We start from the raw sequence: 17,118 nt of genomic DNA on the forward strand, positions 1-17,118 counted from the left end.
CGCAGCGATGAGCGCCGACCCGCGGCGGGCCGTGCCCCGCACCGACACGCTGCTCGCCGACCCCGCGGTGGCCGCCGCGTGCGCGCGGCTGGGCCGCGAGCTGGTCAAGGACGCCGTCCGCGCGGCGCAGCAGCGGGTGCGCGACGGGCGGCTCGCCCCCGACGGCGCCGTCGCCGCCGTGCTCGCCGCGCTGCCGACGACGGCGGGCAGCCTGCGGCCGGTGCTCAACGCGACCGGCGTCGTGGTGCACACCAACCTCGGGCGGGCGCCGCTGTCGCCGGCCGCGGTCGAGGCCGTGGTCGCGGCCAGCGGCACCACCGACGTCGAGCTCGACCTGCGCACCGGCCGTCGCGGCCCGCGCGGGGAGGCGGCGCTGGCGGCGCTGCTGGCGGCCGTGCCGGCGGCCGAGGCGGCGATCGTGGTGAACAACTGTGCGGCCGCCCTCGCGCTGGTGGCCACCGCACTCGGCGGCGAGCTGGTCATCGCCCGCGGCGAGCTGGTGGAGATCGGCGACGGCTTCCGCATCCCCGAGCTGCTGGAGGCCACCGGCGCCCGGCTGCGTGAGGTGGGGACGACCAACCGGGTGGCGCTCGAGGACTACACGCGCGCGCTCGGCCCGGACACCGGCGCGGTGCTCAAGGTGCACCCGTCGAACTTCGTCGTCCGCGGGTTCACCCGGGCGGTGCCGGTCGCGGAGCTCTCCGGGGCGCTCGCCGGGACGGGGGTGCCGTTGGTGGCCGACGTCGGCTCCGGGCTGCTGCGGCCGCACTCGGCGCTGCCCGAGGAACCCGACCTGCAGACGACGCTCGCCGACGGCGCCGACCTGGTGCTGGCCAGCGGCGACAAGCTGCTCGGCGGCCCGCAGGCCGGGCTGGTGCTGGGCCGGGCCGACCTGGTGCAGCGGCTGCGCCGGCACCCGCTGTACCGGGCGCTGCGCGTGGACAAGACGACGCTCGCGGCGCTGGAGGCCACGCTGCGCGGCCCGCTGCCGCCGGTGCAGGAGATGCTCGCCGCCGACGTCGAGGGGCTGCGCTCGCGTGCCGCGGCCCTGGCCGCCCGGCTCGTCGCCGCCGGGGTGGACGCCCGCGCGGTGGACTCGGCCGCCCGCGTCGGGGGCGGCGGGGCGCCCGAGCACCCGCTGCCCAGCGCCGCGGTCTCGCTGCCCGAGCCCCTCGCCGGGCCGCTGCGGCTCGGCGGCTCCCCGGTGGTCGGGTACGTGGCCGACGGGCGCACGCTGCTCGACCTGCGCAGCGTCCCGCCGGCGTGCGACGGCGACCTGGCCGCCGCGGTGCTGGAGGTCGCGCGCCGGTGGACGTGAACGGCATGGACGTGATCGCGACCGCCGGCCACGTCGACCACGGCAAGTCGACACTGGTCCGCGCGCTCACCGGGATGGAGCCCGACCGGTGGGAGGAGGAGCGCCGCCGCGGCCTGACCATCGACCTCGGCTTCGCCTGGACGACGCTGCCCTCGGGCCGGGTGGTCGCCGTCGTCGACGTGCCCGGGCACGAGCGGTTCGTCGGCAACATGCTGGCCGGGGTGGGCCCGGTGCCGGCCGCGCTGGTCGTGGTGGCGGCCGACGACGGCTGGTCGACGCAGACCGCCGAGCACGTCGCCGTCCTCGACGCCCTCGGCGTCCGGCACGCGCTGCTCGCCGTCACCAAGGCCGACCTCGCCGACCCCGCGCCGGTGCTCGCCGACGCCACCGAGCGGCTGGCCGCGACCACGATGGGTGCGGTGCCGGGCGTGGCGGTCAGCGCGCCGGCCGGCCGGGGCGTGCCCGAGCTGGCCGCCGCCCTGGAGACGCTGCTGGCCGGGCTGCCCGCACCCGACCCCGCCGCGCCGGTGCGGCTGTGGATCGACCGGGCGTTCCCCATCCGCGGCGCCGGCACCGTCGTCACCGGCACGCTGCCCGCGGGCTCGGTGGCCGCCGACGACCGGCTGCTGCTGGGCGGTCGCGAGGTGGGCGTGCGCGGCGTCCAGTCCCTGGGCCGGCCGGTGGACCGCGCGGACGCCACCGCCCGAGTGGCGCTCAACCTGCGCGGCGTCGCCGTCGAGGACCTCGCCCGCGGCGACGCGCTGCTCACCCCGGGCGCGTTCCGGTCCACCGCCGAGGTCGACGTCGTGCTGGCGCGCGAGCCGGAGGACCGTCTGCCGGCCGAGGCGGTGCTGCACGTCGGCTCCGCGGCGGTGCCGGTGCGGGTGCGGCCGCTGGAGGGGACGGCGGTGCGGCTGCGGCTGGCCGGCCCGCTGCCGCTGCGCGTGGGCGACCGGGTGCTGCTGCGCGACCCCGGCGCCCGGCGGGTGCTGGGTGCCGACGTCCGCGACGTGGCCCCGCCCGAGCTGCGCCGCCGCGGCGCGGCCCGGCAGCGCGCCGCCGAGCTGGACGGGCAGGACACCGGGCCCGCCGGTGCGGCCGCCGATCTGGCGCGGCGCCGGGTGGTGCGCGCCGACGACTTCACCGCGATGGGCTGGCCGGTGCCCGGCGACGCCGTCCGCGCCGGGCCGTGGCTGCTCGCGCCCGGGCTGGTCGAGGCGCTCGCGCGGCGGGTGCCCGGGCTGGTCGCGGCGCACCGGCAGGCGCACCCGCTGGAGCCGGGGCCGCCGGTGGCGCTCGTCCGCCGCGAGCTGGGCCTGCCCGCCGACGACCTGGTCGGGCTCGTCGTCCGCACGCCCCTGGCGATGCGCGAGGGACGCGTGGTCGTGGCCGCCGCCGGCCTCCCGCCGGCGGTGCAGCGGGCGGTCGACGCCGTCCGTGCCCGGCTGGCGGGGAACCCGTTCGCCGCGCCCGACGCCGAGGAGCTGCGTGCCGCGCGGCTGGGTCCGCGCGAGCTGGCCGCGGCGGTGCGCGACGGTCAGCTGGTGCGCGTCGCGGACGGGGTCTACCTGGCGCCGGGGGTCGAGGAGCAGGCGCGGGCGCGGCTGGCCGCGGTGCCGGCGCCGTTCACCCTCAGCCAGGCCCGCTCGGCCTGGGGGACGTCGCGGCGCGTGGCCGTGCCGCTGATGGAGTGGCTGGACGCGCGCGGGGTGACCGAGAAGCTGCCGGACGCCACCCGCCGGCTGCGCTGACGCGGCTGCGCCGACCGTCCCGCCTGGGCGGTAGGGCCGGCGCAGTCGGGGGTACTGCCCGCACCCGCTCCGGCCGTGGTGTGCCGGGAGGGACCGTCACCGGGAGGGCAGCATGGCCGACAGGACGAGCGCCGCGGGAGGGACCGCGGCCGAGTCGCGCGAGACCCGCACCGCCGCGCGGTCGGTCGCCGGCCGGCAGTCGCGGGCCGCGCGGCCGGAGCAGGTCGTGGTGGCCGACCCGCCGCCGGAGCCGGACTACCCGCGCTACCGCGTCGAGCCGGGTGCCGGCGTGCGGCTGGCCGACGTCGACCCCGACGAGTCCGAGCACTTCGGCCGCAAGAAGGACGCCGCCGCCGAGCTGGCCCACCACCGCGACCGGATCGCCGACCTGCAGGCCCGGCTCTACGCGGAGAACCGGCGCAGCCTGCTGCTCGTGCTGCAGGCCATGGACACCGGCGGCAAGGACGGCACCATCAAGCACGTCTTCCGCGGCGTGAACCCGCAGGGCTGCCAGGTGTCGTCGTTCAAGGCCCCGAGCGCGGAGGAGTCGGCCCACGACTTCCTCTGGCGCTACCACCAGCGGGTGCCCTCGCGCGGGATGATCGGCATCTTCAACCGCTCGCACTACGAGGACGTGCTGGTGGTGCGGGTCAAGGGGCTGGTGCCGGAGGAGGTCTGGCGGCCCCGCTACGACGTCATCAACCAGTTCGAGCAGGCGCTCTCGCTCAGCGGCGTCACGGTGCTCAAGTTCTACCTGCACATCTCCCGGGACGAGCAGAAGCGCCGCCTGGAGAGCCGGCTCGCCGACCCCGACAAGCGGTGGAAGTTCTCCGCCAACGACCTGCGCGAGCGCCGGTACTGGGACGACTACATGGCCGCCTTCGAGGAGGCCATCGCCAACACCTCGACCGACGTCGCCCCCTGGTACGTCGTGCCCGCCGACAACAAGTGGTACCGCAACCTGGTGATCGCCCGGACCATCGCCGACACGCTCGAGGCGATGGACCCGCGGTACCCGGCGCCCGAGGAGGGGCTCGACGCGGTCACGGTCGAGGACTAGCCACGCCGCACCGGGTGTCCTCCCGAGGGTCGTCGTGCTCTGCACACACCTGTGGTCAGAGCACGACCGGCTGCCAGGGGAGGTGCCGCCCCGCGTCAGACGCCGCCGGCGTCGCGCAGCAGTCGGTCCCGCTCGTCGCTCTCGGTGGCGGCCGGCCGCGTCACGGAGGCGTCCACCGTCTCCACGGTGTCCTGGGGGTCGACGGGCCGCGGCAGGGAGCGGAAGCGGGCGCGGGGGTCCTCCGGTGCGGTCACGCCCGCAGGGTCCCGCGCGCCCGCGGCCGACGCTAGGGGGCCGGCACCCAGCGCGCCGGGCGCTTCTCCCGGAAGGCCGCGATCCCCTCCTGCCCCTCCTCGCCGGCGAACGCGCGCGCGGAGAGGTCGAGCAGGTCGTCGAAGGAGCCGCGCAGGCCGCCCGCCCGCAGCAGCCGCTTGGTCTCGGCCAGCGCCCAGGGCGAGCCCGCGGCCAGCGCCCGCACCTGGGCCTCGACCGCGGCGTCCACCTCGTCGTCGGGCACGGCCAGGTCGACCAGGCCGCCGGCGGCCGCGGCGGCGGCGTCGAAGACCTCGCCGGTCAGCATCAGCCGGTGCGCCACGTGCGGCAGGACCCGCGGCAGCACGACCGCCGAGATCACCGCGGGCACGATGCCCAGCCGGACCTCGGAGAAGGCGAAGGTCGCCGAGGCGCCGGCCACGACGACGTCGCAGGCGGCCAGCAGCCCGACCCCGCCGGCCCGTGCGGGACCCCGGACGGTGGCGACCACGGGCTTGGGGGCGGTCCAGATCCGCTCGAGCAGTTCGGGCAGCTCGCGCACACCCTGGTCGCCGGCGCCCGCCCCGGCCGCCTCGGACAGGTCCATGCCCGAGCAGAACACCCGGCCGGTGTGGTCGAGCGCGACGACCCGCACCCCGTCGTCGGCCAGCGCGGCGTCGAGGGCCTCGCGCAGCCGGGCCCGCAGCGCCCGGGAGAGCGCGTTGCGGTTGGCGGGGGAGTCGAGCGTGAGGGTCGCGACCCCGCGTTCGACCGAGACCTGCAGCACGTCGTCGTCAGCCACGACCGGACATCCTGCCCGGCGCGGCACACTGGGGTCAGATGAACACCGTCCTGCCGCTGCTGGAGGCCCCGCCGCGGACCCTCCAGCTCCCCGACAGCGCCCGCGAGGGACTGGCCCGCACGCCCTTCGGGCTCTACGTGCACGTGCCGTTCTGCGCCACCCGCTGCGGCTACTGCGACTTCAACACCTACACCTCCGACGAGCTCGGCCCCGGCGCGAACCGCGCCGAGTACGCCGGGACGGCGATCACCGAGCTGCGCCGCGCGGCCGACGTCCTCGGCCCCGACCTGCCGACGGTCTCCACCGTCTTCGTCGGCGGCGGCACCCCGACGCTGCTGCCCGCCGAGGACCTGGCCGCCGTGCTGTCCGCCGTCCGCGAGCTGTTCCCGGTCGCCGACGACGTCGAGGTGACCACCGAGGCCAACCCCGAGTCCGTGACGCCGGCGAGCCTGGCCACCCTGCGCGCCGCCGGCTTCACCCGGCTGAGCCTGGGCATGCAGTCGGCCGCCGAGCACGTGCTGGCCGTCCTCGACCGGCGGCACACCCCCGGCCGCGCCGCCCGGGCCGCCCGCGAGGCGTGCGCCGCCGGCTTCGGGCACGTCAACCTCGACCTCATCTACGGCACGCCCGGCGAGACCGACGCCGACTGGGCCGCCTCGCTCGACGCCGTCCTGGCCGCGCCGGTCGACCACGTCAGCGCCTACGCGCTCATCGTCGAGGAGGGCACCCGGCTGGCCCGCCGCATCGCCCGCGGCGAGCTGCCGCTGCCCGACGACGACGTGCTCGCCGACCGCTACGTGCAGGCCGACACCGTCCTGCGCGGCGCCGGGTTCGACTGGTACGAGGTCAGCAACTGGTCGCGCGGGGACGCCGCCCGCTGCCGGCACAACGAGCTGTACTGGGCCAACGCGAACTGGTGGGGTGTCGGGCCGGGCGCGCACAGCCACGTCGGCGGGGTGCGGTGGTGGAACGTCAAGCACCCGGCCGCCTACGCGCAGCGGCTGGCCGCGGGGGAGGACCCGGTGGCCGACAGCGAGGTCCTCGAGCCCGCCGACCGGGCGCTGGAGACGGTGATGCTGGGCCTGCGGCTGCGCGACGGGCTGCCGCTCACCGCGCTGTCGGACGCCGGCCGGCTGCGCGCCGCCGATGCCGTCGCCCGGGGGCTGCTCGACCCCGCCGCGCACGGGGCCGGCCGGGCGGTGCTCACCGACCGCGGACGCCTGCTCGCCGACGCCGTCGTCCGCGACCTCACCGACTAGGGGGAGGCCCGCCCGCCGGGCCGGGTGACAGGTGTCAGGTCGGGACGGCGACGTCCCGCACTACTGCGGGCGCCCCGCGGGCCAGCAGGCTCGGGCCGTGCCTCCCGACGCCCTCAGCACCTCCGGCCTGACCGTCCGCCACGGCGACGTCCTCGCCGTCGACGACCTCGACCTGCGCATCGGCCGCGGCGAGACCGTCGCGCTGCTCGGGCCCAACGGGGCGGGCAAGTCCAGCACCGTCGGCGCGGTCCTCGGGTTGCTGCGCCCGGCGACAGGCCTTCCTGTTCTTCACCGTGCTGCTGCCGGCGGCCTCCACCGTCTTCTTCACCCAGGTCTTCGCCGGGACGCCGGGCGGGGTGAGCCCCGAGCAGGCGGCGGCCACGATGGTCGCGATGATGGCCCACGGGGCCGTCGGGGCCGCCCTCGGCGCGACCGTCCGGCTCTCCTTCGACCGCGCCTCGGGCTGGCTGCGGCAGCTGCGGGTGACCCCGGTGCCGCAGACCTCGGTGGTCGCCGTCGACGTCGCCGTCGGGATGCTGCTGACCCTGCCGCCGCTGGTCGTCGTCGCGCTGACCGGGCGGTTCCTCACCGGCGTGCGGCTGGCGCCGGGGGAGTGGGCCGGGCTGGTCGGCGTGCTGTGGCTCGGGTCGGCGGTGTTCGTCGCCCTCGGGCTGCTGCTGGGCTGGGCGCTGGAGGAGCGGGCAGCGGGCGGCGCGGTCGGCATCGTCGGCACCGTGCTGGCCGCGCTGGGCGGGCTGTGGGTGCCGGTCGAGCTGTTCCCCTCGGGCCTGCGCGCGGTGGCGCACGGGCTGCCGTCGTACTGGTATGCCGAGGCCGGCCACGCCGCCGCCGCGGGACGGCTGCCGCCCGCGGCCGCGGTCGCGGCGCTGACCGCCTTCGTGCCGGCCTTCGGTGCCCTGGCCGCGGTCGTCGCGCGGCGGCGGTCGCTGCCCGCGGTCGCGGGCTGAGCGGGCTACGGTCGGGCGCCGTGGACCCCCGTCCCCGCTGGTACCGCGTCGGCTGGGCGCTGCCCTGGCTGCTGTTCCAGTACTTCCCGGTCGCCGACCTGGTCACCACCGACCGGCCGCTCGCCGTCCGCGTGGTCGCCGGCGCCGGGCTGGTCGTCTTCACCGCCGTCTACCTCGACGTCTTCCGGCGCGCGTTCGACGGCTGCTGGAGCGGGCCGCTGCTCGGGCGGCTGGCCGTGGTCGCCGTCCTCGGCGCCGGGCTGGCCGCGTGGTTGGGGCCGTCCTGGGCGGGCCTGCTGATCTACGTGTCGGCGGCCTCGGCGGCGGCGCTGCCCACCCGATGGACGTGGCCGGCGGTCTTCGCGGCGACCGCCGTCTGCGCCGGGGTGCTCCTCCTCGACGGCGGGACCGGGCTGCTGGTCCTCCCGGTGCTCTGCCTGCTGACCGCGTTCGCGCTGCGCGGCACCCGGCACCTGGTGTCGGTCAACGCCGAGCTCGCCGAGGCCCGCGAGGAGCTGGCCCGCAACGCCGTCGCCGAGGAGCGGCTGCGCTTCGCCCGCGACCTGCACGACCTGCTCGGCCACAGCCTGTCGCTCATCGCGCTCAAGAGCGAGCTGGCCGGGCGGCTGGCCGAGGTCGACCCCGCCCGGGCGCGCGCCGAGATGGCCGACGTGGAGGCCGCCGCCCGCCGCGCGCTGGCCGAGGTCCGCGACGCGGTCAGCGGCTACCGGCAGGTCAGCTGCGCCCAGGCCCTGGCCGAGGCCCGCTCGGCGCTGTCGGGCGCGGGCATCGCCGTCCGCCTGCCGGCCCGGGTGCCCCCGCTGCCCGGGCCGGTCGACGCCGCGCTCGGCTGGGTGGTCCGCGAGGCGACGACGAACGTGCTGCGGCACAGCGGCGCCCGCGCGGTGACCGTCACCCTGACCGACGACGGGACGGAGGCGGTCCTCACCGTGACCGACGACGGCCGCGGGCCCACCGACGACACCGCCCCTGGCTCCGGCCTGACCGGGCTGGCCGAGCGGGTGGGCGCGCTGGGCGGGGTGCTGACCGGCGGCGCCGGGCGCGCCGGCGGGTACGAGCTGCGCGCCGTCCTGCCCCTGGCGCCGGTCCCGGCGGCGGTGGTGACCCGGTGATCCGGGTGCTGGTCGCCGAGGACCAGTCGATGGTCCGCGGCGCGCTGCGGGCGCTGCTGGACCTGGAGGAGGACATCACCGTCGTCGCCGAGGTCGGCCGCGGCGACCAGGTGCTGGCCGCCGCCCGCGAGCACGCGCCCGACGTCGCGCTGCTGGACATCGAGATGCCCGGGCAGGACGGCATCGAGGCCGCCCGCGAGCTGGCCGCCGAGCTGCCCGCGGTGCGGGCCGTCGTGCTCACGACCTTCGGCCGGCCCGGTTTCCTGCGGCGGGCGATGGAGGTCGGCGCGGCCGGTTTCCTGGTCAAGGACGCCCCGGTCGCCGAACTGGCGAGGGCCATCCGCGCCGTCGTCGCCGGGGAGCGGGTGATCGACCGCGAGCTCGCGGCCGCGGCGCTGGCCCTCGGGGCCACCCCGCTGTCGGCCCGCGAGGCCGACGTGCTGCGCGAGGCCGCCGACGGCGCCACCGTCGCCGACATCGCCCGCCGGCTGTTCCTGTCGGAGGGGACGGTGCGCAACTACCTGTCCTCGGCGATCGGCAAGACCGGGGCGCGGACCCGGGTGGAGGCCGCCCGCGTGGCCGCCGACAAGGGCTGGCTGTAGCCGCAGGACGCCTCGCGCCGCTCCGGACGGGCTCGCGCCGGTGGGTCGTGCCACCGGACGAGGGGCCTGCGGGCGGCGACGGAGGACCCGCCGCCGCCCGGGAACCGCCGGTCAGTCCTCGATCGACTGGTACACGACCGCCCGGAAGTCGGCCTCGGGCAGGTCGAAGCCGACCATGTGCTGCGTCAGGATCACGCCGACGATCTCCTCGACCGGGTCGACCCAGTAGTAGGTCTTCGCCGCACCGGCCCAGCCGAACTCGCCGGGGGAGCCGGCCAGCGCGCTCTGGCCGATGTCCATGGCGACGCGGGAGCCCAGGCCGAACCCGTAGCCGGGCGCCGGTACGCCGGCGAGGACGTAGGGGCGCAGGGCCGGTGCGAGGTGGTTCGTGTGCATCAGTTCGAGCGTCTTGCGGCCGAGGACGCGGGTGCCGTCCTCCGCCTTGCCCGTGAGCAGCATGTTCGCGAAGCGCAGGTAGTCCGAGCCCGTCCCGAAGAGGCCGAGGCCGCCACGCTGGAAGACGTCCGCCGCGTCGCTCGGGTAGGTCGCCTCCACGTCGCGGCGGCCGACGTCGCCGGCGGCGAACGCGGCCGCCAGGGTGCTGAACGTCATGTCCTGGGCGATGATGTCCGGCAGGCCGTACATGGCGGAGATGCGGCCGCGCTCGGACTCCGGGACGCCGAAGGCCGTGTCGGTCATCCCGAGCGGCCCGAAGAGGCGCTCCTGGAGGAAGTCCCCGAGCTGCTGGCCCGAGATGACCTCGATCAGGCGCGCCGTGACGTCGGTGCCCAGGCTGTAGTGCCACATCGTCCCGGGCGCGAAGGCGAGCGGGATCGTCGCGAGCTCGTCGACGAGCTGCTCCAGCGTGCGCGTCGGGTCGTGCATGAGCTGCCTGGCGCGGTACTGCTCCGCGACCGGGAAGTCCTCGAGGAAGTCGTAGGTGAGCCCGCTCGTGTGGCTCATCACGTCGCGGATCTGCATCGGGCGCAGCGGCGACTGGTCCTCGAGCGTCCCGCCCGGACCGGCGATCTTCGTCGCCCCGAACGCCGGGATCCACTTGGCGACCGGGTCGACGAGCTGGAACCTGCCCTCCTCGAAGAGCGTCATCAGCGCCGTGCAGATGATCGGCTTGGTCATCGAGTACAGGCGGTAGATCGTGTCCTCCGCCAGGGGCACCTCGGCCTCGCGGTCCTGCCAGCCGATCCGCCCCTCGTGGACGAGCCGGCCGCGGCGCGACACGAGCGTCGTGAAGCCCGGGTAGCCGCGCTCGTCGACGTACTCCTGCAGCGCGGGCGCGATGCGCTCGAGGCGGTTGGCGCTCATCCCCACCGACTCCGGGGACGTGAGACGGGACTCGACCTGTGTCATGTGGGACTCCTTACCGCAGTCCGTCTCGGAGCGGGCACTCGAGGACCGGGAGGTGCAGCGAGGGGGCACCGACGAGCGGTGTGCAGAGGGGTGCAGTCCCCGGCTGGACGACCGCCCCTGGGCGCACACCATCGGCACACCGAGCAGCGAGCGGCAGCGCACGCGAGCCGCGGGCGGGTCCTACAGCTCGAGCTTGAAGCCCTCGTGGGAGGCGACCCAGCCGAGGCGCTCGTAGAAGCGGTGCGCGTCGGTGCGGCGCTTGTCGGTGGTGAGCTGCACCAGCGTCGCGCCGCGGCGGCGGGCCTCGTCGGCGCACCAGCGCAGCATGGCCTCGCCCAGCCCGCGCCCGCGCACCGCCGCGGCCACCCGCACGCCCTCCACCTGCGCCCGCAGCGCGCCGCCGCGGGACAGCCCGGGGAGGAACGTCAGCTGCAGCGTGCCGACGACGGTGCCGCCGTCGTCGGCGACCACGAGCAGGTGGGCGGGGTCGGCGTCCACCGCGGCGAAGGCCGCCTCGTACGGCGCGAGGTCGGCGGTCTCCCGGCCGGCGCCCAGGACGTCGTCGGCCAGCAGCGCGACCATCGCCGCGACGTCGTCCGCACCCGCGCGGCGGAGCACGACGCCGTCCCCGAGGGGGTGCTCGCTCACAGCACCCGGCCGGGGTCGGTCGACATGAGGGCGTCGAGGTCGAGCACGCGCACGTGGATGACGGTGCGCTGCTGCAGCGCGGCCCGCAGCGCCCGGTGCAGGCCGTCCTCGAGGTAGAGCTCGCCGTGCCACTGGACGGCGTGCGGGAACAGGTCGCCGTAGAAGGTCGAGTCCTCGGCCAGGAGGGTGTCCAGGGCCAGCTCGCGCTTCGTCGTGACCAGCGTGTCGAGGCGGATCTGCCGGGGCGGGATCATCGCCCAGTCCTTCGTGGCCAGGCCGTGCTCGGGGTAGGGGCGGCCGTCGCGCACCGCTTTGAAGACCAGGGACCCGACCTCCGTCCTGACCCGCCCCGTTCCGGCACCGTCGGTCCGTGAGCCTATCCACCGGCCCGCGGACCCGCCCGCCCCCGCGGGTGTGGCGTGCGTCGGAGTCCGCGACGGACGAGCGCCTCGGTCGTATGCTGGGCTGGCACTCGGTCCGTGCGAGTGCCAGCCCACCGGGGAGCCCGGTGCGTGCAGGCCGCGTCTCCCGGAGCCGCCCGCACGGGCACGTCGACCGGTACGGGGAGGTGTCACCGTGGCGCACGACGAACGCCGTCTGCAGGTCCTGCGGGCCATCGTCCAGGACTACGTCTCCACCAACGACCCGGTGGGCAGCAAGGCCCTCGCCGAGCGGCACGACCTGGGCGTCTCGCCGGCCACGATCCGCAACGACATGGCCGTTCTCGAGGAGCAGGGCTACATCACCCAGCCGCACACCAGCGCCGGCCGGGTGCCCACCGACAAGGGCTACCGCCTGTTCGTCGACCGGCTCTCGGCGGTCAAGCCGCTGTCGGCCGCCGAGCGCAAGGCCATCGAGCGCTTCCTCGACGGCGCCGTCGACCTGCACGACGTCCTGGGCCGCACGGTGCGGCTGCTGGCGCAGTTGACCCACCAGGTCGCCGTCGTGCAGTACCCGACGCTCTCGCGCAGCGCCGTCCGCCACCTCGAGGTGGTGCAGCTGACCGCCTCCCGGCTGCTGCTGGTGCTCATCACCGACACCGGCCGGGTCGAGCAGCGGGTCGTGGAGTGCCCGGTCGACATGGCCCAGGACGACGTCGCCGACCTCCGCGCGCTGCTCAACTCCGCCTTCGCCGGCGCCCGGCTCGCCGACGCCGGCGGCCGGGTGCCCGACCTGGTCGACACCGCGCCGCCGCACCTGCGGGCGCTGGTCGCCGCGGTGAGCGCCACGCTGGTCGAGACGCTGGTCGAGCCGGGGGAGGACCGGCTGGTCATCGGCGGGACGGCGAACCTCGCCCGCACCGCCCTGGACTTCCCCGGCAGCCTGCGCCCGCTGCTGGAGGCGCTGGAGGAGCAGGTCGTCGTCCTCAAGCTGATCAGCGAGGTCGACACCGGCGGCGCGGTCCTGGTGCGCATCGGCGAGGAGAACGCGCACGAGGCACTGACCGGTGCATCGGTCGTCTCCGTGGGGTACGGCACCGGGGACCGGGCCCTCGGGGGGCTGGGCATCGTCGGCCCGACCCGCATGGACTACCCGGGCAACATGGCCGCGGTCCGCGCCGTGGCCCGTTACGTCGGCCAGCTGCTGGCCGAGAGCTGAGGTCTCGAAGACAGATGGCAACCGACTACTACGGCGTCCTCGGGCTGTCCCGGGGCGCGTCCGACGCCGACATCAAGAAGGCCTACCGGCGGCTGGCGCGCGACCTGCACCCCGACGTCAACCCCGACCCCGAGGCCAAGGAGCGCTTCCAGGAGGTCAGCCGCGCCTACCAGGCGCTGACCGACCCCGACAAGCGCCGGATCGTCGACCTCGGCGGCGACCCGTTCGAGACCGGCCCCGGCGCCGGCGGCGGCTCGCCGTTCGGGCAGGCCGGCTTCGGCGGCCTCGGCGACATCATGGACGCCTTCTTCGGCGGCGCCGGCGGGATGGGCGCCCGCGGCCCGCGCAGCCGCGTGCGCGAGGGCGACGACGCGCTCATCCGCATCGAGCTCGACCTCGAGCAGACGGTCTTCGGCACCACCGAGGAGATCACCGTCGACACCGCCGTCCTGTGCGGCACCTGCAGCGGCGCGGGCACCGCACCGGGCACCCACCCGGTCACCTGCGCCACCTGCTCCGGCCGTGGCGAGGTGCAGAGCGTGCAGCGCTCGTTCCTCGGCCAGGTCGTGTCCACCCGGCCCTGCCCGACCTGCGCCGGCACCGGCCAGGTCATCCCCGAACCGTGCCCCGAGTGCGGCAGCGAGGGGCGGGTGCGTGCCCGCCGGACCATCCCGGTCAAGGTGCCCGCCGGCGTCGAGGACGGCATGCGGATCCGGCTCACCGGCCGCGGCGAGGTCGGTCCCGGCGGCGGCCCGGCCGGCGACCTCTACGTGGAGATCCGCGAGCGCCCGCACGAGGTGTTCACCCGCGACGGCGAGGACCTGCACTGCTCCGTCACGCTGCCCATGACGGCCGCGGCGCTGGGCACCACCCTGCCGCTCACCCTGCTCGACGGCGGGGAGACCGACGTCGACGTCCGCCCGGGCACCCAGCCGGGCACCGTGCTCACGATGCGCGGGCAGGGCGCCCCGCGGCTGCGGTCCACCGGCCGCGGCAACCTGCTGGTGCACGTCGACGTCCAGACGCCCACGCGGCTCGACGCCGAGCAGGAGAAGCTGCTGCGCGAGCTCGCGGTGCTGCGCGGCGAGGACCGCCCGGCGTCGGCGTCGGCGTCGGGTGAGGGACACGGCGGGCTGTTCTCGCGGGTGCGGAACCCGTTCAAGTGAGCGATCCGGCCCCCGGCCAGCAGCGGCCCGTCCTCGACGGCGCCCCGCTGTTCCTGCTCGACGAGCTGCCCGACGCACCGGAGCTGCTCGTCGGCGGGGCCGAGGGCCGGCACGCCGTCGACGTGCTGCGGCTGACCGCCGGCGAGCCGGTGCGGGTCGGGGACGGCCGCGGCACGGTCGCCGAGGGCACGGTGCTCGACGCCGGGCCGGCCGGCCTGCGGGTGCAGGTGGCCGCCCGGCTCGAGGTGCCGCCCGCCGAGCCGGAGCTGTGGCTTGTGCAGGCGCTGCCCAAGGGCGACCGCGGGCCGCTGGCCGTGGAGCTGGCCACCGAGCTCGGCGTGGACCGCATCGTCCCGTGGGCGGCCGCGCGCTGCGTGACCCGCTGGCGGGACGACCGCGTCGAGAAGGGCCTGGCACGGTGGCGGGCCGCGGCGCGGGCGGCGAGCAAGCAGTCGCGGCGGCCGCGGGTGCCCGAGGTGTCGGCACCGATGACCACCCGGCAGGTGTGCGGCGAGCTCGAGGACGTCGACCTCGCGCTGGTGCTGCACGAGCAGGCGCGCCGTCCGCTGTCGGGGATCGACGTGCCCGACAGCGGCACGGTCGCCGTCGTCGTGGGACCCGAGGGCGGGCTCACCGACGGCGAGGTGGTGGCGCTGCGGGCCGCCGGCGCACAGGTGGTGCGGCTCGGCCCAGAGGTGCTGCGGACCTCGACCGCCGGCGCCGCCGCCCTGGCCGCCCTCTCGGTCACCACCCGCTGGCGGTGAGCGGCGACCGCGCGGTGATCGGGTGACCTGGTCACCGCGCGTCCTCCCCGACGGTGGGCGGTGCGGGAGGACGCGCTGCGGTGCCGGGAGGACGGCGGCCCGGGCTCAGCGCAGGGCGCGGCGGGCGCGGTCGCCGACGAGGTCGACGGCGAGGGTGAGGACGACGGTCGCGGTGAGCACCGTGGCGACCGCCGGCCAGTCGAACGCGGCCAGCTCCGAGGCCAGCAGCGCCCCGAGCCCGCCGGCCCCGAGCAGCCCGACCAGCAGCGTGTCGCGCACGGTCACCTCCCACCGGTACAGCGCGTAGGCCAGCACCGGCCCGGCCACCAGCGGCGCCACCCCGTACAGCCACCCGCCCGCCGGGTGCGCCCCCAGCGCCGTGAGCGCCGCCCGCGGACCGGCGTCGGCCTCCTCGACCGCCTCGGCGGCCAGCCGGCCGAGCACGCCCAGCGTGTAGACCCCCAGCGCCACCGCGCCCGGCAGCACACCGGGCAGCAGCACGAACAGCAGGACCAGCGCCCACACCGGCGCCGGCACCGCCCGCAGCAGGAGCAGCCCCAGCCGCACCAGCACGCCGGCCAGGCGCCGGAGCGGAGAGCAGCGCCCGGCCGGCCGCGCCGCGACCCCCGCCACGAGCACCGCCCCGACGGCGGCGAGGACGACCGCGAGCACCGACGTCTGCACGGTCACCACCGCCGCCGCGGCCACCGACCGCAGCAGGTCGCCGTCGGCCGAGGGCGGCCACGCGGCGCGCAGCACGAAGCCGGCCTGCTCGCGGGCCCGCGCCGACACCAGCGACGCCGGCGACAGCGCCAGGAACCACCACGACCACGCGCCCGCCACGAGCGTCCCGAGCACCGCGGCGGTGAGCACCCGGTCGCGGGAGAGCACCCCGGCCCGCCGCCGCGGGGCGGCCAGCCGGCGGCGCACCGCGCGGCCGGCGACGTCGGCGGCCAGGCACAGCAGCGCCAGCGCGTAGACGGCGCTCCACACCTGCGGCCAGCGCAGCGAGCCGAACGACAGCGACAGCTGGTAGCCCAGGCCCCCGGCGCCGACCAGGCCGAGCACCACGGCCGAGCGCACGGCGCACTCCAGCCGGTAGCAGGCGTAGGACAGCAACCCGCCGGCCGCCCGCGGCAGCAGCCCGTACAGGGCCGCGGCGAGCCGCCCGGCCCCCGCCGCCCGCAGCGCCTCGTACGGCCCGCGGGGGACCTCGTCGAGCAGCGCGCCGAACACCGTGGCGGTCACCGCCCCGTAGGGCAGGCCGATCGCCAGGACGCCCACCCACGGGTCCAGGCCCAGCACGTTGACCAGCAGCAGCCCCCACACCGCCTCGTGCAGCCCGCGGGGGACGGCCAGCACCCCGCGGGTGGCCAGCCGGCCCAGCCGGCGCCGCCCCCACGTGCTGCGCGCGGCGGCGACCGCGCCCAGCGCACCGAGCAGCACGGCCAGTGCGGTGCCGAGGACGGCGTAGGCCACCGTGACCAGCGCCGCCGTGGCCAGCACGCCGAGGAAGGCGCCGTCCAGGGCGGGGGAGAGGGCCGCCGCGGCGAAGGCGCCGAACTGCGCCGCCCCGGCCGGGTTGACCCCGTCGAGGGCCCCGGTCGCCGACCAGCAGACAGCGGCCAGCGCGGCCAGCCCCCACGCCCAGCGCCGCCGGTCGCGCCGCAGCCGGGGGACGGCGGCGGCCGGCCGCGCGAGCAGCGCCGTCACGCCGCCGTCCCGTAGAGCGCGGCGAGGTCGGCGACGGTCAGCGCGGCCGCCGGGGCGTCGAGGACCACCCGGCCGGCGGCCAGCCCCACCACCCGGTCGCAGTGCCGCAGCGCCAGCGCGGGGTCGTGCAGCGCGGCCAGCAGCGCGCCGCCGCGGTCCGCGGGCCCGGCGAGCAGGCCGAGCACCCGCTCGGTGAGCACGGGGTCCAGCGCGGACGCCGGCTCGTCGGCCAGCACGAGGTCGGGCCGCTGGACGAGCACCCGGGCGACGGCCACCCGCTGCCGCTGCCCGCCCGAGAGCGCGTCGGTGCGGTCGAACACCCGGTCGGCCAGGCCCACCTGCTCCAGCGCGGCGACGACGTCGGCCACGCCCTGCGGCCGCACCAGCGACCACGCCGCCCGCAGCGCCGGCCACGACCCGAGCCGCCCGGCGTTGACCTCGTGCACCACCCGCAGCGCCCCGGCCAGCTCCAGGTGCTGGTGCACGGTGCCCACCCGGGCGCGCAGCCGGCGCAGTGCGGCCCCGCGCAACGCGGCCGGGTCGGCCCCGAGCACCCGCACCGACCCGCCCGACGGCGGCACGGTGCCGTTGACCACGCCCAGCAGCGTCGACTTCCCGGCGCCCGACGCCCCGGCCAGGGCCACCCGCTCGCCGGCGCCCACGGTGAGGTCGACGTCGTCGAGCACGGTCGCCGCCCCGAGGCGGACGGTCACGC

At 77.3% G+C, this 17,118-nt stretch carries 17 protein-coding genes and 1 pseudogene; 11 read left to right on the plus strand and 7 right to left on the minus strand.

What is annotated here, in order from left to right; translation table 11 throughout:
- The first annotated feature begins 7 nt into the window (after window positions 1-7).
- From selA to BMZ33_RS17745, 3 genes are all read left to right on the plus strand, one after another.
- Window positions 8-1,318, plus strand: a complete 1,311-nt coding sequence (gene selA, locus BMZ33_RS17735; protein ID WP_091113904.1) for an L-seryl-tRNA(Sec) selenium transferase — start codon at window positions 8-10, stop codon at window positions 1,316-1,318.
- A gap of 5 nt (window positions 1,319-1,323) precedes the next feature.
- Window positions 1,324-3,069 (plus strand): selenocysteine-specific translation elongation factor, encoded by a 1,746-nt coding sequence (gene selB / locus BMZ33_RS17740; protein ID WP_091114438.1) that lies wholly within the window; start codon window positions 1,324-1,326, stop codon window positions 3,067-3,069.
- A gap of 112 nt (window positions 3,070-3,181) precedes the next feature.
- Entirely contained in the window at window positions 3,182-4,129 is a 948-nt protein-coding gene (locus BMZ33_RS17745; protein ID WP_091113908.1) for a polyphosphate kinase 2 family protein, read from the plus strand.
- Between the two features lie 95 nt (window positions 4,130-4,224).
- Here the strand turns inward: BMZ33_RS17745 and BMZ33_RS22800 are convergent, their stop codons facing one another.
- Window positions 4,225-4,383: a heme biosynthesis protein HemY gene (locus tag BMZ33_RS22800; protein ID WP_136697340.1), complete on the minus strand. Its 159-nt coding sequence runs from the start codon at window positions 4,381-4,383 to the stop codon at window positions 4,225-4,227.
- A gap of 32 nt (window positions 4,384-4,415) precedes the next feature.
- A complete protein-coding gene (locus BMZ33_RS17750; RefSeq protein ID WP_091113911.1) occupies window positions 4,416-5,183 on the minus strand; it encodes an enoyl-CoA hydratase-related protein in 768 nt (255 codons plus the stop codon).
- A 38-nt stretch (window positions 5,184-5,221) separates the two neighbouring features.
- Between BMZ33_RS17750 and hemW the strand changes: the two genes are divergently transcribed.
- The 5 genes and pseudogenes from hemW (at window position 5,222) to BMZ33_RS17775 (ending at window position 9,145) form a co-directional block, all read left to right on the plus strand.
- Window positions 5,222-6,442, plus strand: a complete 1,221-nt coding sequence (gene hemW / locus BMZ33_RS17755) for a radical SAM family heme chaperone HemW (protein WP_091113916.1) — start codon at window positions 5,222-5,224, stop codon at window positions 6,440-6,442.
- Window positions 6,443-6,539: 97 nt separating this feature from the next.
- A pseudogene (locus tag BMZ33_RS24250) lies at window positions 6,540-6,665 on the plus strand (ABC transporter ATP-binding protein); the annotation flags it as partial.
- A gap of 70 nt (window positions 6,666-6,735) precedes the next feature.
- Window positions 6,736-7,410, plus strand: coding sequence for an ABC transporter permease (locus BMZ33_RS17765; RefSeq protein WP_169064507.1), 675 nt, complete (start codon window positions 6,736-6,738; stop codon window positions 7,408-7,410).
- A gap of 20 nt (window positions 7,411-7,430) precedes the next feature.
- Window positions 7,431-8,543, plus strand: coding sequence for a sensor histidine kinase (locus BMZ33_RS17770; protein ID WP_091114441.1), 1,113 nt, complete (start codon window positions 7,431-7,433; stop codon window positions 8,541-8,543).
- Window positions 8,540-9,145 (plus strand): response regulator transcription factor, encoded by a 606-nt coding sequence (locus tag BMZ33_RS17775; RefSeq protein ID WP_091113924.1) that lies wholly within the window; start codon window positions 8,540-8,542, stop codon window positions 9,143-9,145. Before BMZ33_RS17770 ends, BMZ33_RS17775 begins: the two co-directional genes overlap by 4 nt.
- A 111-nt stretch (window positions 9,146-9,256) precedes the next feature.
- Here the strand turns inward: BMZ33_RS17775 and BMZ33_RS17780 are convergent, their stop codons facing one another.
- From BMZ33_RS17780 to BMZ33_RS17790, 3 genes are all read right to left on the minus strand, one after another.
- The gene (locus BMZ33_RS17780; protein WP_091113927.1) at window positions 9,257-10,513 is read right to left on the minus strand and encodes a serine hydrolase domain-containing protein; all 1,257 of its coding nucleotides are present in this window, start codon (window positions 10,511-10,513) and stop codon (window positions 9,257-9,259) included.
- Window positions 10,514-10,693: 180 nt separating this feature from the next.
- A complete protein-coding gene (locus BMZ33_RS17785) occupies window positions 10,694-11,161 on the minus strand; it encodes a GNAT family N-acetyltransferase (protein WP_169064508.1) in 468 nt (155 codons plus the stop codon).
- Complete coding sequence (locus BMZ33_RS17790) at window positions 11,158-11,469, minus strand: type II toxin-antitoxin system VapB family antitoxin (protein ID WP_169064509.1); 312 nt, start codon at window positions 11,467-11,469, stop codon at window positions 11,158-11,160. Before BMZ33_RS17790 ends, BMZ33_RS17785 begins: the two co-directional genes overlap by 4 nt.
- Window positions 11,470-11,737: 268 nt before the next feature.
- Here BMZ33_RS17790 and hrcA point away from each other — a divergent pair, with 268 nt between their 5' ends.
- The 3 genes from hrcA to BMZ33_RS17805 are packed head-to-tail and all read left to right on the plus strand — an operon-like array spanning window position 11,738 to window position 14,690.
- The gene (hrcA, locus tag BMZ33_RS17795; RefSeq protein ID WP_091113931.1) at window positions 11,738-12,760 is read left to right on the plus strand and encodes a heat-inducible transcriptional repressor HrcA; all 1,023 of its coding nucleotides are present in this window, start codon (window positions 11,738-11,740) and stop codon (window positions 12,758-12,760) included.
- Window positions 12,761-12,774: 14 nt separating this feature from the next.
- Window positions 12,775-13,926, plus strand: a complete 1,152-nt coding sequence (gene dnaJ, locus BMZ33_RS17800; protein ID WP_091113934.1) for a molecular chaperone DnaJ — start codon at window positions 12,775-12,777, stop codon at window positions 13,924-13,926.
- Complete coding sequence (locus tag BMZ33_RS17805) at window positions 13,923-14,690, plus strand: 16S rRNA (uracil(1498)-N(3))-methyltransferase (RefSeq protein WP_091113936.1); 768 nt, start codon at window positions 13,923-13,925, stop codon at window positions 14,688-14,690. The genes dnaJ and BMZ33_RS17805 overlap by 4 nt, the downstream gene beginning before the upstream one ends.
- Window positions 14,691-14,795: 105 nt before the next feature.
- Here BMZ33_RS17805 and BMZ33_RS17810 read toward each other — a convergent pair whose 3' ends face one another.
- Window positions 14,796-16,403: an ABC transporter permease subunit gene (locus tag BMZ33_RS17810; RefSeq protein WP_091113939.1), complete on the minus strand. Its 1,608-nt coding sequence runs from the start codon at window positions 16,401-16,403 to the stop codon at window positions 14,796-14,798.
- Window positions 16,400-17,116 (minus strand): phosphonate ABC transporter ATP-binding protein, encoded by a 717-nt coding sequence (locus tag BMZ33_RS17815; RefSeq protein WP_169064510.1) that lies wholly within the window; start codon window positions 17,114-17,116, stop codon window positions 16,400-16,402. The genes BMZ33_RS17810 and BMZ33_RS17815 overlap by 4 nt, the downstream gene beginning before the upstream one ends.
- Between the last annotated feature and the right edge of the window lie 2 nt (window positions 17,117-17,118).

This window comes from Geodermatophilus dictyosporus (assembly GCF_900115505.1).
Classification (GTDB): domain Bacteria; phylum Actinomycetota; class Actinomycetes; order Mycobacteriales; family Geodermatophilaceae; genus Geodermatophilus; species Geodermatophilus dictyosporus.

Bases quoted from the DNA above. Each gene is read 5' to 3' on its own strand.
- selB (WP_091114438.1), top strand. From the start codon at position 1,324: ATGGACGTGATCGCGACCGCCGGCCACGTCGACCACGGCAAGTCGACA.
- BMZ33_RS17780 (WP_091113927.1), bottom strand. From the start codon at position 10,513: ATGACACAGGTCGAGTCCCGTCTCACGTCCCCGGAGTCGGTGGGGATG.
- dnaJ (WP_091113934.1), top strand. From the start codon at position 12,775: ATGGCAACCGACTACTACGGCGTCCTCGGGCTGTCCCGGGGCGCGTCC.
- hemW (WP_091113916.1), top strand. From the start codon at position 5,222: ATGAACACCGTCCTGCCGCTGCTGGAGGCCCCGCCGCGGACCCTCCAG.
- BMZ33_RS17745 (WP_091113908.1), top strand. From the start codon at position 3,182: ATGGCCGACAGGACGAGCGCCGCGGGAGGGACCGCGGCCGAGTCGCGC.
- selA (WP_091113904.1), top strand. From the start codon at position 8: ATGAGCGCCGACCCGCGGCGGGCCGTGCCCCGCACCGACACGCTGCTC.